General features: G+C 72.4%; 12 protein-coding genes and 2 tRNA genes. 8 read left to right on the forward strand and 6 right to left on the reverse strand.

Going from position 1 to position 13847, the window contains the following annotated elements; translation table 11 throughout:
- Positions 1–80 precede the first annotated feature (80 nt).
- The 3 genes from AC0VX0_RS04460 to AC0VX0_RS04470 all read left to right on the forward strand — a co-directional run bounded on the left by AC0VX0_RS04460 (position 81) and on the right by AC0VX0_RS04470 (position 1457).
- Positions 81–488 carry an ImmA/IrrE family metallo-endopeptidase gene (locus AC0VX0_RS04460; protein ID WP_134417058.1) on the forward strand — a complete coding sequence of 136 codons (408 nt, stop codon included), beginning with the start codon at positions 81–83 and terminating at the stop codon, positions 486–488.
- 80 nt (positions 489–568) lie between these two features.
- The gene (locus tag AC0VX0_RS04465; protein ID WP_095346850.1) at positions 569–1144 is read left to right on the forward strand and encodes a hypothetical protein; all 576 of its coding nucleotides are present in this window, start codon (positions 569–571) and stop codon (positions 1142–1144) included.
- 40 nt (positions 1145–1184) lie between these two features.
- Positions 1185–1457, forward strand: a complete 273-nt coding sequence (locus tag AC0VX0_RS04470) for a DUF3263 domain-containing protein (RefSeq protein ID WP_010078873.1) — start codon at positions 1185–1187, stop codon at positions 1455–1457.
- A gap of 99 nt (positions 1458–1556) precedes the next feature.
- On the opposite strand, the gene AC0VX0_RS04475 is transcribed toward AC0VX0_RS04470, so the two are convergent.
- From AC0VX0_RS04475 to orn, 3 genes are all read right to left on the reverse strand, one after another.
- Positions 1557–2747 carry a tyrosine-type recombinase/integrase gene (locus AC0VX0_RS04475; protein WP_010078872.1) on the reverse strand — a complete coding sequence of 397 codons (1191 nt, stop codon included), beginning with the start codon at positions 2745–2747 and terminating at the stop codon, positions 1557–1559.
- 119 nt (positions 2748–2866) lie between these two features.
- A tRNA-His gene (locus AC0VX0_RS04480) sits at positions 2867–2942 on the reverse strand.
- Positions 2943–3044: 102 nt separating this feature from the next.
- The gene (gene orn, locus AC0VX0_RS04485; protein ID WP_002857127.1) at positions 3045–3671 is read right to left on the reverse strand and encodes an oligoribonuclease; all 627 of its coding nucleotides are present in this window, start codon (positions 3669–3671) and stop codon (positions 3045–3047) included.
- 90 nt (positions 3672–3761) lie between these two features.
- On the opposite strand from orn, the gene mptB (AC0VX0_RS04490) reads away from it, so the two are divergent.
- Genes mptB (AC0VX0_RS04490) through AC0VX0_RS04500 form a run of 3 tightly spaced genes read left to right on the forward strand, consistent with a single transcriptional unit; the run spans position 3762 to position 8523 of the window.
- Positions 3762–5417, forward strand: coding sequence for a polyprenol phosphomannose-dependent alpha 1,6 mannosyltransferase MptB (gene mptB / locus AC0VX0_RS04490; protein WP_061867779.1), 1656 nt, complete (start codon positions 3762–3764; stop codon positions 5415–5417).
- Positions 5418–5467: 50 nt separating this feature from the next.
- A complete protein-coding gene (gene mptB / locus AC0VX0_RS04495) occupies positions 5468–7141 on the forward strand; it encodes a polyprenol phosphomannose-dependent alpha 1,6 mannosyltransferase MptB (RefSeq protein ID WP_230297487.1) in 1674 nt (557 codons plus the stop codon).
- On the forward strand, positions 7138–8523 hold the full coding sequence (locus AC0VX0_RS04500) for a glycosyltransferase family 87 protein (RefSeq protein WP_475451956.1): 1386 nt from the start codon (positions 7138–7140) through the stop codon (positions 8521–8523). Before mptB (AC0VX0_RS04495) ends, AC0VX0_RS04500 begins: the two co-directional genes overlap by 4 nt.
- 36 nt (positions 8524–8559) lie before the next feature.
- Here AC0VX0_RS04500 and AC0VX0_RS04505 read toward each other — a convergent pair whose 3' ends face one another.
- Positions 8560–10005 (reverse strand): DUF2079 domain-containing protein, encoded by a 1446-nt coding sequence (locus AC0VX0_RS04505; RefSeq protein WP_061867776.1) that lies wholly within the window; start codon positions 10003–10005, stop codon positions 8560–8562.
- Between the two features lie 115 nt (positions 10006–10120).
- A tRNA-Arg gene (locus AC0VX0_RS04510) sits at positions 10121–10194 on the reverse strand.
- Between the two features lie 198 nt (positions 10195–10392).
- Between AC0VX0_RS04510 and AC0VX0_RS04515 the strand changes: the two genes are divergently transcribed.
- Positions 10393–10944: a single-stranded DNA-binding protein gene (locus tag AC0VX0_RS04515; RefSeq protein ID WP_036381125.1), complete on the forward strand. Its 552-nt coding sequence runs from the start codon at positions 10393–10395 to the stop codon at positions 10942–10944.
- A gap of 98 nt (positions 10945–11042) precedes the next feature.
- Positions 11043–12725 carry an energy-dependent translational throttle protein EttA gene (gene ettA / locus AC0VX0_RS04520; RefSeq protein WP_036341629.1) on the forward strand — a complete coding sequence of 561 codons (1683 nt, stop codon included), beginning with the start codon at positions 11043–11045 and terminating at the stop codon, positions 12723–12725.
- A gap of 84 nt (positions 12726–12809) precedes the next feature.
- Here ettA and AC0VX0_RS04525 read toward each other — a convergent pair whose 3' ends face one another.
- Positions 12810–13829 carry an acyl-CoA thioesterase gene (locus AC0VX0_RS04525; protein ID WP_036316850.1) on the reverse strand — a complete coding sequence of 340 codons (1020 nt, stop codon included), beginning with the start codon at positions 13827–13829 and terminating at the stop codon, positions 12810–12812.
- Between the last annotated feature and the right edge of the window lie 18 nt (positions 13830–13847).

Below are 13847 nucleotides of genomic sequence, written 5' to 3' on the forward strand. Positions count from 1 at the left end.
TCACGCAGGCGCGCTCAGTCCACCACAGTCCAGCTCGTGCTCACCCATACCGTGTCCGTCCCCACAACGACGATGGTCGCATGTTCCACCCCTGGCGGGCGCTGCGCACGCTGACGTACGTCGTCGTGGTCTGGGCCCGCCCACACCCGACGGCGCCAGCCGCGACCGATGGCGCGACGGTGATCTGGCTCGACCCCCGCATGACGCAGGCCGAGCGGCGGTGCGCGCTCACCCACGAGCTCGTGCACCTCGAGCACGGCCACCGCGGCTGCCAGCCGCCGGCCGTCGAGCACGCCGTACGCGCGGCCGCGGCCCGGCAGCTGATTACGCTCGAGCAGCTCGCCGACGCCCTGCCTTGGTCCATGAGCCTGGACGAGCTCGCCGACGAACTGTGGGTGACCCCGCTCGTGCTTACCGACCGACTGGCCGGCCTCACCCGGACCGAGCGGGAGCATCTCGCCGCGTTGGCCACCGAGCACTCTGCCTGAGCGCCTGCTAGGCGGGGGCCATCGGCTAGGTCAGAATCAAGGCAACGCGCCGCGCAGGGCGCACCACCAAGGAGGGCGACATGGCGAAGACGACCAAGTACACGGCGGAAGTGTCAGAGGGGCGAGACGAGCTGCTCGACGGCAAGACGATCGCACGCCTACGCACCATCGCAGTGAAGAACCAGCGCGGCGAGACCGTACGGGAGCTCAAGGCCGCGGACAACGACGAGGACGTGCGCGCGAAGCTGCGCGCCGCGGGCTACACCCTCAAGGACTGGGCCGGCGGCACTACGCCCGCCACCCTGGAGCGTGGGCGCAACCCGCTCGTCGCGGGCTGCCTCTGGCCCCTCGTGGCCGTGATGGCACTGCTCGCGTGGGCAATCTTCTCTGCCTTCAGCAACGCCAGCCCTGACGAGCCGGAGGAGTGGGACGCGAAGATTGCCTGCCAGACCCTCGTCAAGGAGAAGCTGCGCGCCCCCAGCACCGCCAAGTTCTCCCGCGAGACGGCATCCGGGGGGCCGAAGGCATGGACAGTGACCGGAGCGGTCGAAGCGGAGAACGCGTTGGGCGGCACGGTTGGGCACCGGTACTCCTGCTCGGTGACCTTTACCGGCGACGACGAGTACCGCGGAACGGCCACCATCACGGACCGCTGATCCCACGTACTACGTCCACCCCCGGGCGTACCGTCCCGACATGACCACCACCACCCAGGCGCCCGCGTGCGCCGGCCACCTGTCCGTTCGTGACCACATGGCGCTGCAGCTGTGGGGGCGGCGGTGGCGGCACGGGGCCGCGCGTGACCGGGCCGCTGAGCATCTGGTCGGGTTGCAGGGCACGGCGCTGGCGATGCGCGTGGCCACGCTCGCCGAGGACCCGGTGGCGATCGCCGCCTACCCGGTGATCACGCGGCGGGCCCGGGAGGCTCGGCAGACCCGCGAGCGCGCGGTACGGGTGCCAGCTGCTTAACGTGTCCGCCCCCTCGGGGAGCGTGGAGGCCGCGAAGGGAAGCGCAAGAGAGGCCCCGTCCAGCAGCCAGCTGGACGGGGCCTCTCGCTGCGCCAGGGGTCAGGCGCCGGGGGGAGGCTCCCAGCCGATCGCGTCGACCGCGGCACGCTGGGCGTCCAGCAGCAGGTGCGCGTACACGCGGGAGGTGGTCTGCAGCGACTCGTGACCGAGGCGGTGCTGGACGACCTGTGCGGGGACCCCATCCATGAGGGCCCACGAGGCGAACGTGTGCCGCAGGCTGTGCGGGGTCAGGTGCTTGGCGATCCCGGCGGCCGCGAGCGCCGGCTTCCAGTGGCGCTCGACGAAGTTCGTGCGGTGGATGACGCCGCCGCCGGGGGCGGTCAGGAGGAACTCGTCGGCGGCACGGCCGGCGGCCAATGGCTCGAGTGTTTCGACGGCCCAGTCGGGGAGCATGATCGTGCGGCGGCCGCGGGCGGTCTTGGGGACGCCGAGGACGGCGCCCTCCTTGCCCTTCTTCCAGGCGCGGCGCACGTGGATGACGCTGGCTGCGACGTCGAGGTCGCGGACCTGCAGGGCGGTGGCCTCGCCCCAGCGGGCGCCGGTGACGAGCAGGACGATCAGCAGCGGCTGGTACGACTCGGATATGGCTGCGTAGAAGCGCGCCCACTCGGCTCGGCTGAAGATGCCGCGCTCCTCCTCGACGTCGTCGTCGGGCAGGTCGGCGCCGCGCGCGGGGTTGGCTGGCAGGATGCCCTCCTGGACGGCGAGGCCGAGGACCGCGGAGAGCAGGGCGTGCGCGTTGCGGACCGTCTTCGGAGACACCGTGGCCAGCGGCGGCTCGGGCCGCGGGGGAGTGGCGGCCGCGGCGCGGGCGGCGGCCGCGCGCCAGCGGGCCGTGGGCTGCTGCAGCTGCCACCGGATCCACTCGGCCACCGTGCGGCGGTCGATCATGTCCACGGGCAGCTCGCCGAGGCGGGGCAGGAACGTGCGCGCGGCCTCTGCCTCGTACCCGGCCAGGGTGCCCGGGGTGCAGCGGAGCCCGCGGTGCTCGATGTACCGCGGGAAGAACTCGGCGAGCGTGGGCATGCCCGGGGCACTGTCCACCTGGGCCTCGAGGATCCGGCGGGCCACCGTGGGCCCCTGCCGCGGGTCCTCCACGATCGCCTTGACGCGCTGGGCGCCGGCCTCGCGGGCGAGGGCCGGCAGCCACTGGAACCGGCCGGCCTCGTAGAAGCCGACCCGGTACGTGGTCCGGCCGGCCTTGTTCGTGCGCGTCTGGATGGTAGCCAACGCATCTCTCCTGGTGCTCTCCGATGATGTGCGTACCCCGTGGGGACCGAGCACTACCCAACAGCACTACCAAGACGAGATAAGGCCCGGAATCATCCGCATGATTCCGGGCCTTACGGTGGGGTGAGCGACGGGGATTGAACCCGCGACCTTCTGGACCACAACCAGACGCTCTGCCGACTGAGCTACGCCCACCATGCCTGCTCCACACGGACGGATCCGCGCGGCGCAGCGGGGTCCACAGTACACGAGATCCCGCGCAGCGCCGAATCGGGGCGGCGAGGCCGGGGTGCCGGCTCAGGCCTGCGCCCCGGACACCACCTCCGCAATGGCGCGGGCCTCCTCCGTGGTGGGGCCGGGGGCGGGGGCCATGACGGCGGCCCGGTAGTAGCGCAGCTCGGTGATGGAGTCCTTGATGTCCCCGAGAGCGCGGTGGCCCCCGGTCTTGGCGGGGGCCTGGTAGTAGGCGCGCGGGTACCAGCGCCGGGCCAGCTCCTTCACGGTGGACACGTCCACGATCCGGTAGTGCAGATGGTCGACGACGGCGGGCATGTAGCGGGCGAGGAACAGCTTGTCCTGGCCCACCGTGTTGCCGGCCAGCAGGCCCTTGCCGGCCGGCACGCGGGCCGCGATGTACTCGAGGACGCGCGCTGCGGCGTCGTCGAGCTCGAGGCCCTCCGCCAGCTCCGGCAGCAGGCCGGAGGTGGTGTGCATGTCCCGGACGAACGGGTCCATCTGCTCGAGGGCCGCCGCGGAGGGACGGATCACCAGGTCGATGCCCTCGTCCAGGATGTTCAGCTCGGCGTCCGTGATGAGCACCGCCACCTCGACGAGCTCGTCGACCTGGGGGTGCAGGCCGGTCATCTCGCAGTCGATCCAGACCAGGGGGGCGCTCTCCGGCGCGGGGGTGCTCGTCTCGCTCATGCCCCCAGGCTACTCGCGTGTCACGATGGTAGATTCGAGCGAGCCGCGCCCTCGCGCGCCCTCGCAGGACCGCACGGAAGGACCCGTCGCATGAGCGTGTCGACCCCGCGTCCGTCCGGGTCCACGGCCCACCGGCCGGAGTACGTCGGCGTCGGCGGCCTCCGCGCGGACCCCCAGGTCGCCGGCGCGGACTGGTGGCCCATCCTGGTGGGGACCCTCGGCTCCCTCCTCCTGGTGGTGGGCTCGTACTCCGTCGGCTGGCTGGCCTCGGCCTCCCCGATCAACCGCTGGCAGTGGCTGATCCCGTGGCGCACCCAGGAGACCGGCGTGCTCGCCGGCACAGCGCTCCTCACCCTCGGCTGCTGGGTGATGTTCTGGGCCTGGCTGCGCCTGGGCCAGACGATCCGCCCCTTCGGTCGCGGCGCCCTGCGCACGGTCAACCTCGCCACCGTCCTGTGGTGCCTGCCCCAGGTCGTGGCCCTGCCGATCTTCAGCCGGGACATCTTCGCCTACGTGGGACAGGGCCGTCTCATGGAGGCGGGGCAGGACCCCTACGTGGACACGATCTCCTCGCTGTCCAACTGGTTCCAGCTCGGAGCGGACGCCACCTGGGCGGACTCCGAGACCCCGTACGGTCCGATCTTCCTCTGGATCGAGCAGGCCGTCGTCGCGATCTCGGGGGACATGAACCCGGACCTGGCGATCTTCCTGTTCCGCCTGGTGGCGGTGGCCGGCGTCGCGCTGATCATGGTCTTCGTGCCGTTGCTGGCCCGCCGGCTGGGCGTCAACGGTGCGTGGGCGCAGTGGATCAGCGTCGCCAACCCGCTCTTCACCATCAGCTTCGTCGCGTCCGGGCACAACGACGCCCTCATGGTCGGCCTCGCCCTGGCCGGCACGTGGTGCGCGCTGCGCGCCGGGCATCCGCTCCGCCCCCAGCGGCCCGGGCAGTCCGTCGCGTGGGGGGTGGCCGGCGTCGTGCTGGTCACCCTGTCCCTGGGCATCAAGCCCATCACGCTCGTGCTGCTCCCGTTCATCGGCCTGCTGTGGGCCGGCCCGACGGCCCGATGGCCGCGCCGGTTCGCCTTCTGGGCCCTCACCGCCGGGATCTCCTTCGGCCTCATGGCCCTGGTGGGGGTGCTCAACGGCTTCGGCTTCGGCTGGGTGGCCGTCATGGTCGGCACGGGCACGGGCACCGTGCCGTGGGGGCCGATCGGCATGCTGTCCCTCATCACGGTGGGGGCGAGCGAGCTCTTCGGACAGGGGGCGGACGTGCAGGCCGTCGAGGGCGTGTACAAGACCGCCGGACGCGCGCTCTCGGTGCTCATCGTGCTGGCCCTGATGTTCCTCGGCCGCCAGGACCGCGTGATGACGCGCATGACCTGGGCGTTCACCGCGCTGGTGATCCTCTCGCCCATCATCCAGCCCTGGTACCTGCTGTGGCTGCTGCCGTTCTTCGCCGTGCTCGGCATCCGGGACAACTGGCAGATCAAGTGGGTCGTGTTCACGGTCGGCTACTTCCTGGCGTTCGGCGCCGCGGACCAGCTCTTCACCTGGCAGTTCCTGGACATCGCGGACCAGGTCAAGGCCGTGTCCCTGATCGTCTCCGCCGTGTGTCTGCTGTGGATCCTCGTCGTGGACCGCCGCACCAGCCGGTTCGTGAAGGACCACTGGCACGTGCGCCCCGCCGTACGCGCCGGCCTGGCCCGGCTCCGTGGCGCCCCTCGACCCGCGGAGCCGGCGGAGTGAGGCCCGCCGCCTCCGCGACGACCGGCGCCCGAGGGCCCCGTCCGAGCCGCGTGACGGCGCAGCCCGAGCCGGAGGCGGCCGTCCGCCGGGGCACGTGGGCGTCCGTGCTCATCACGGTGGGCTCCTGGGGCGTGGGGTGGCTGCCGATGACGCCCGACTCGGTGTTCTCCGGCACCACCCTGCTCAACCCGCTGCGGGTCTACCTTCCCGGCGTGCTGCTCAGCACCGTGCTGCTGGCCGCCGGCTCGCTGCTCCTCGTCCGATCCTGGCTCGAGCTGGGGCGCGCGCTGCGGGGCCGCTGGGAGGAGCACGGCCGCCTGGTGGCCCGGGCCGCCTGGTGGTGGTCCGCCCCGCTGATGCTCGCGCTGCCGATCTTCTCCCGCGATGTGTTCTCCTACCTCCAGCAGGGCCGGCTCCTCGCGTCGGGTCTCGACCCGTATTCCCAGGGCGTGTCCGCCCTGCCCGGCTGGTTCATGCAGGGAGCGGACTCCATCTGGGCCGAGTCCCCGTCCCCCTACGGGCCGCTGTTCCTGCTGTTCGCCGAGACGACGTGGCGGGCCACGGGCGGCAACATCGAGCTCTCCGTCACGGCGTTCCGGCTCCTGGCGCTCGCGGGCCTGGCGCTGTGCCTGTGGGCGGTGCCGCGGCTGGCCGCCGTCGCGGGCCGATGCGGGGTGTGGGCCACGTGGGTGGCCGTGGCGAACCCACTGTTCCTGCTCTACATGATCGCCGGCGCCCACAACGACGCGCTGATGTCGGGGCTGATGCTCGCGGGCATCCTGCTCATGGTCCGCCCGCCCCGCCGCCGCGTGCATGCGCTGTGGGGGATCGTGCTGATCGCCCTGTCCGTTGCGATCAAGCCCCTGACAGCTTTGGTGCTGCCCTTCGTGGCCCTGCTCCTGCCCACCGGCTGGGCCCGGTTCCGCGCGGCCGATCCGCGCCTGCGCCGGCGGGACCGGCTCGGCCCGTGGTTCACGACGGCGGTGATCTCCCTGGCCGTCCTCACGATCCTCGGCGCCGGCTCCGGCCTCTGGTTCGGCTGGGTCCCGGCCATGCTCACGAGCGGGGACGCGGCGTTCCCGTATGCCCCCGTGGGCCTGCTCGGCCTGCTGCTCGGCGCGGTCGTCGAAGCCGTGACGCCCCTGGGGGCGCGCGACGTGGCCGCGGCCTTCTACACCGCGATGACGGTGTCGGCCCTCGGCTTCACGGCCTGGCTGGCCCTGCGCCGCCGGCCCCTGGACCCGGTGTTCAGCGCGGCGGCCGTGCTCGTGGTGGCCGTCGCCACCGCCCCGATCGTCCAGCCGTGGTACCTGCTCTGGGTCCTGCCGCTGCTGGCGTGCGCCCTCCGCCCGCTGCCGTGGGGCGCCGACCATCCCCGCTGGCTCGGGTGGGTCACCGCGCTCGCGGTCCTGTTGCTCACCGGCGTCGGCGTGGTGGACCAGCTCTCCGTGGCGCAGTGGCTGCCGGTCCTGGCCGTCCGCGTGTTCACCCTGGTCCTGATGCTCGCGGGGATCGGATGGATCATCCACCGCGATCCCGTCACCGCGCCCCTGTTCCCCGGGCGGCGGCGTCCTCCCCTGGAGGTGGTCGAGCCGCGGGCCGCGGCGGCGTCGCCGACGCCTCCGGAGGCGGGCGTGCCGCCGGACGCGCCGCCCGACGGGCCGCCGTCGACCGCCGCGCACCCCGCCTCCTCGTCCACCCGCATCCCCCAGGAGAGACCGTGACCTCCCACCCCCGCAGTCCCGCCCCGTCCCGTCCGAGCGGCCGCTGGGTCGGCCTGCTCGTCGGCCTGACCGTGGTGGCCGCCGCCGTCGGCGTGCTGACCAAGCAGTGGTGCCGCGTGAACGGCTGGGCGGCCCCCGGCGTGCACGCGCACATGTGCTATTCGGACTTCGCCCAGCTGTTCCCCACGCGGGGCCTCTCGGACGGCCACTTCCCCTTCTACACGCCGCTGCCGCCCGAGCAGTGGATGGAGTACCCGGCGTTGCTGGCCGTGGTCGCGGGTGTGACCATGTGGCTCGTGCCCGCCTCCGGCGACCTGCACGAGCGCACCGTGACCTACTTCGACGTGAACGCGATCGGCGTGGTGCTGTGCTGGATCGTGCTGGTCGTCGCGACCGCGTACACCGCGCGCGGTCGCTCCCGGGACGCCCTGCTCGTGGCCCTGGCCCCGGGGATCATCCTGACCTCGATGCTCAACTGGGACCTGTGGGCCGTGATGCTGGCCGCCCTGGCCCTGTGGGCGTGGACGGCGGGCCGTCCGACCCTCGCCGGCCTGCTCATCGGGCTCGGCACCGCCACGAAGCTCTACCCGCTGTTCTTCTTCGGCGCGATCTTCGTGCTGGCGCTGCGCACGGGCCGCTGGGCCGGGTTCGTGAAGGCGGCCCTGGCCGGGGCCGCGGCCTGGCTCGCGGTGAACCTCCCGTTCATGCTGACGGCGTTCGACCAGTGGTCGCGCTTCTACACGTTCTCGGGGGACCGCGCGGTCTCCTTCTCCTCGACCTGGCTGGCGCTGGCCTGGACAGGATGGTCCGGGGAGACGTTCACGACGCTTCAGAACGGCCTGTTCCTGGTGTGCTGCGTGGGGATCGCCTACCTCGCCCTCGCGGCGCGGCACCGTCCGCGCATGGCCCAGCTGTGCTTCCTGATCGTGGCGTCCTTCATCCTGTGGGGGAAGGTGTACTCGCCGCAGTTCGTGATGTGGCTGATCCCGCTCGTGGTCCTCGCGACGCCGCGGTGGCGCGCGTTCTGGATCTGGCAGGCCGTGGAGGTCTACCACTGGGGCGGGGTGTGGATGGAGTCGGCGCGCATCACCTCCGACGGGGCGTTCGCCGGCGGCGCCTGGTGGATCACCGCCTGGTATGCCTCGGGGATCGTGGCGCACATCGTCGCCCTCGTGTGGCTCATGACCACGGTGGTCAAGGACATCCTGGACCCCGTCCGCGACCCGGTGCGCCGCACCGCACTCGACCAGGGGGCCCCCGAGATCGCCCCGGGGGTGGCCGAGGACCCGCACGCCGGCGTCTTCACCGGTGCCCGTGACCGACTGCTCCTGCCCCCGGCCGGACGCGGCCTGCAGCCACTCGGCGAGTCCGCGGGCCGCTGACGGCGGAGCGGGTCCGCCGGCGCCGTGGGGTTCCGCTCAGCGGTGCTCGAGGTACGTCGTGCAGGTGGGCGAGACCGCGCGGTCCGGGTGGTGCAGGACGACGACGTCGCCCGCGGACCAGACCCGCTCGAAGCCGAGCCGCTCGGCGCGGGCCAGCGCCTGCTCCGGGGTGAGGGGGTCCCAGCCGCCGAGCTCGGGCACCGAGGTGTCCACGATCATCCACGTGGCCAGCTCGTCGCCGATGTCCCCGTGCAGCCCGACGTGGGTGCGGGCCGTCAGGTGCGGCACGGCGTTGTCGGCGGCCTCGACGCACACCCCGTCCGGGATCAGCCCGACCGCGTGGTCGAGGTCGCGGGCGTGCTGCGTCATCGTCATGTCGCCGGCGATCGTGCGGTGCAGCGGGTACACCTGCGGGAAGAACGCGGTGCCGATCAGACCGGCGGCCAGTGCCGCGGAGACGAGGACGGCGGGCAGCCGGCGCAGCGTGTCCCGGCGTCCGGCCAGCCGGTGGGCCGCCTCGAGCGCGGCCATGAGCAGCAGCGGGGCGAGGATCGCGTCGTACTGGTACACGGGGGCCCACACGTTGAGGCGGTCGTTGAACAGCCGCGAGAGCAGGATCGGCAGGGCCATCAGCGTGAGCGGGCTCAGGACCGGCAGGAACAGCAGCGGGACGAAGTGCAGGAGCCAGAGGGCCACCTTCAGCGGGTGGTCGAACAGCACCGCGACGGCGTTCCACGGCTGGGTCAGCAGGAACAGGACCGAACTGCGCATGTCCGGGCCCAGGGCGGTGAACTGCCAGTAGCCGAACGCGCCGGTGGGGGAGTAGTGGGGGATCACCACGGACGTGGCGAACCAGTAGCCGAGCACGCCCAGCACGGCGGTGACCGCGGCCTGCGGCCAGAAGCGACGGATCGCCATCACCAGGGCCACGGCCAGCAGGGTCACGCCCATGTCCTCTCGGACCGTGAGCAGCAGCGCCGCCAGGCCGGTGGCGAGCCACGCCCGCTGCCCGTCCAGGGCCCACACGAGCCAGGCGAGGATCGGCACGCCGAGGGTGACCTCGTGGAAGTCCCAGTTCACCATCGCCTGGAAGGGCCAGGAGAGCAGCAGGGCGGCGACGGCGGCCAGGGCCACCCCGTGTCCCGCGCGACGACGGGCGAACAGGTACACCGGCACGGCGGACGCGGCGAGGGCCAGCGCCATGACCACGCCGAGCATGCGGGGGTCCGGCCATACCCAGTAGAAGGGCGCCAGCAGCGCGAGGATCGGGTGGAAGTGGTCGCCGAGGATGTGGAAGTCCACGCCCTTGACGGAGCTGAGGGGGGCGTTGAACAGCGCGTACTGCCGCACCACCTGGTCGAAGATGCCCAGGTCGTAGCCCTTGGCCTCGTAGGTGGCGTACCGGAGGAAGGAGTGCGTCACGTACAGGGCCGCGGCCGCGACGAGCAGGGCGGCCAGCTGGACGCCCTCGCGACGGGTCACACGGACCTCGGGGACGGCGGGTCGCGGGGCGCGGAGCCAGGAGCGCAGACGGTCCAGGACGGTCTCCTTCGGGCGGTCGTCGGGCGTGCTCGGACGGCTCCGCCCCTGGTCTGGGTGCCCCAGGAGGGATTCGAACCCCCGACCGGCGGATTAGAAGGCCGCTGCTCTGTCCAGCTGAGCTACTGGGGCTGGGCCGTGTCAGTCTAACGGCCGCCGGCCGCGGCGCCGTCGGCTCCTGCACAGTCGCCCGGGGACCTCCGCGCGTCCCCAGACCGGCCCCGATCCTGCCGGGGTGCCCCGCGGTGGGGTTGTCTGGCCATGGCGGATCAGCCGATGCGCCGACGACCCGCCCCGGCGCCCACCGGGGCCCAGCCCAGGAGGCACACCATGCAGGACCTCATCACCGTGCGCGGCTTCGTGGCCACGGACCCCGCCACCCGCCACACCGCATCGGGGGCCGCCGTGACCGGCTTCCGCCTGGCCACCACCGAGCGGCGCTTCGACCGCGAGACCGCTGAGTGGGTGGACGCCCACACCAACTGGTACAGCATCTCGGCGTTCGGCCAGCTCGGCTCGAACACCGCCCAGTCCGTGAAGAAGGGCAACCCCGTGATCGTCACCGGTCGACTCCGGGTCCGCGACTGGTCCTCGGGCGAGCGCTCCGGCACGTCCGTGGACGTGGTGGCGGACGCCGTCGGGCTGGACCTGGGCTTCGGCTCGGCGGCGTTCCAGCGCAGCCAGCGCGCGGCCGTGCCGCGCCCCGAGTCGGCCCCGCGCGACGACGACGCGTCGGGCGGGCGGGCCGGCGCGGTCGGCGACGGGTTCAGCGCGGGCCTGCCGGACGGGTTCCAGGGTGGCGACGCCCCGGCCTCGCCCGGCCCGGACGAGTCGGACGCGGGCGCCCCCGGGCGCGAGCCGGCGGCGGCCGGCGTCGCCTGACCACGGGGCGGCACGGAGCACGGAGGGGGAGCGGGCTCGGTGGTCGCGGGATCGGCACGATGAGTGGAATCCCGCGGCCACCGACTAGCCTGGGCCGCATGGCGGAATTCATCTACACGATGGTCAAGGCCCGCAAGAAGGTGGGCGACAAACTGATCCTGGACGACGTCACCATGTCGTTCTACCCCGGGGCGAAGATCGGCATGGTCGGCCCCAACGGCGCCGGCAAGTCGACGATCCTGAAGATCATGGCCGGGCTGGACGAGCCCTCGAACGGCGAGGCGCGGCTCTCTCCCGGCTACTCGGTGGGCATCCTGATGCAGGAGCCCAAGCTGGACGAGTCCAAGACGGTGCTCGAGAACGTCCAGGAGGGCGTCGGCGAGATCTACGGCAAGATCCAGCGCTACAACCAGATCTCCGAGGAGATGGCGAACCCGGACGCGGACTTCGACGCCCTCATGGAGGAGATGGGCGAGCTGCAGTCCGCCATCGACGCCGCGGACGCGTGGGACATCGACTCCCAGCTCGAGCAGGCGATGGACGCCCTGCGCACGCCCCCGGGGGACGAGCCGGTCACGAACCTCTCCGGCGGCGAGAAGCGGCGCGTCGCACTGTGCAAGCTGCTGCTGGAGAAGCCCGACCTGCTCCTGCTCGACGAGCCCACCAACCACCTGGACGCCGAGTCCGTGCTGTGGCTCGAGCAGCACCTGGCCTCCTACCCGGGCGCCGTCATCGCCGTCACCCACGACCGGTACTTCCTCGACCACGTCGCGGAGTGGATCGCGGAGGTCGACCGCGGCCGCCTCTACCCGTACGAGGGCAACTACTCCACCTACCTGGAGACCAAGCGTGCCCGCCTCGAGGTGCAGGGCAAGAAGGACGCCAAGCTCGCCAAGCGCCTGGCCGAGGAGCTCGACTGGGTCCGCTCCAACACGAAGGGCCGTCAGGCGAAGTCCAAGGCCCGCCTGGCCCGCTACGAGGAGATGGCGGCCGAGGCCGAGAAGACCCGCAAGCTGGACTTCGAGGAGATCCAGATCCCGCCGGGCCCGCGGCTGGGCACCGTCGTGATCGAGGCCAAGGACCTGAAGAAGGGCTTCGGGGACCGCGTCCTCATCGACGGCCTGTCCTTCTCCCTGCCCCGCAACGGCATCGTCGGCGTGATCGGCCCGAACGGCGTCGGCAAGACCACCCTGTTCAAGACCATCGTCGGCCTCGAGCCCCTGGACGGCGGTGAGCTGAAGATCGGCGAGACCGTGAAGATCTCGTACGTGGACCAGTCTCGCTCCAACATCGACCCCGAGAAGTCGCTGTGGGAGGTCGTCTCGGACGGCCTGGACTACATCAAGGTCGGCAACGTCGAGATGCCCTCGCGCGCCTACGTGTCCGCGTTCGGCTTCAAGGGCCCGGACCAGCAGAAGAAGGCCGGCGTGCTCTCCGGCGGTGAGCGCAACCGCCTGAACCTGGCCCTGACCCTCAAGGAGGGCGGCAACCTGCTGCTCCTCGACGAGCCCACCAACGACCTCGACGTGGAGACCCTGACCTCCCTCGAGAACGCGCTGCTCGAGTTCCCGGGCTGCGCCGTCGTCGTCTCGCACGACCGCTGGTTCCTGGACCGCGTGGCCACCCACATGCTGGCCTACGAGGGCACCGCGGAGGACCCGGCCAACTGGTACTGGTACGAGGGCAACTTCGAGTCCTACGAGGCCAACAAGGTCGATCGGCTCGGCCCCGAGGCCGCCCGCCCGCACCGGATGACGCACCGCAAGCTCACGCGCGACTGAGCCGACGCGCCCCCGGGCGCCGCGCCGACGACGGCCCGCCGCGATCACGTGATCGCGACGGGCCGTCGTCGTGTCGGGGCGGGGTCAGCGCCGCCAGCTGCGGCGCAGCACCGTCCGCAGGGCCATGCGCTGGGCCGCGCCACGCACGCGCGCCCGCCGGGCGGCGGCCCCCTCGGGCAGGCGGATCATGCCCTCCTGGGCGACCGTGGCCACGAGCGTCCCGTCCTCGGTGAACACGGCGCCCGTGCCGAGGCCGCGCGCGCCCTGGGCGCTGGGGGAGTCCTGGACGTAGAGCAGCCACTGGTCGACGCGGGCGGGCCGGTGGAACCACATCGCGTGGTCCAGGGACGCCACGGACATGCCGGGCTGGATCCAGGCGACGCCGTGCTGCCGCAGGATCGGCTCGAGAAGCGTGTAGTCCGAGGCGTAGGTGAGCGCCGCCCGGTGCAGCGCGGGGTCGTCGGCCAGCGGCGTGAACGTCTTCATCCACACCATGTTGCGGTTCTCGGTCTCCGGGGCCGGGTCCACGTAGAGGGCCGGGGTGACGTGACGGATGTCGAACGGCCGGGCCCACGCCCACTCCTGGGCCACGGGGTGGTTGATGCCGCCCAGCACGTCCGCCGTCGTGGGCAGGTCCTCGGGCCGGGGCACTCCCTCCGGCATGGCCACCTGGTGGTCCAGCGCGCTGCCGGCGGGCTCCTGGAAGGAGCAGGTCAGGGCGAGGATGGCCTTCTCGTTCTGGGAGGCCAGCACCCGGCGGACGGAGAAGGAGCGGCCGTCCCGCAGCGTCTCGACGGTGAACGTGATGGGCTGCAGCGCGTCCCCGGGGCGGATGAAGTAGCCGTGGAGCGAGTGGGCGGGGCGGGCGCCCGGCACCGTGCGGGAGGCGGCCGCCAGCGACTGGGCGAGCACCTGGCCGCCGAACACCCGGCCGCGCGTCTGCCGGGGAGTCGTGCCCGTGAAGCGGACCTGACCCGTCACCGGGTCCGGCGCGGCCGGCGTCAGCTCCAGGATCCCGCGCAGCACGTCGGTGGGGTCCTTCGGGGCCGAGGCCGGACGGCCCGGTGCGCGACTGGGGCGGGGACGGGGATGGCGCTGCGGCACGAACGGCTCCTTCGACGT

The sequence above is a fragment of the Micrococcus sp. iso_26 genome (genome assembly GCF_056172975.1).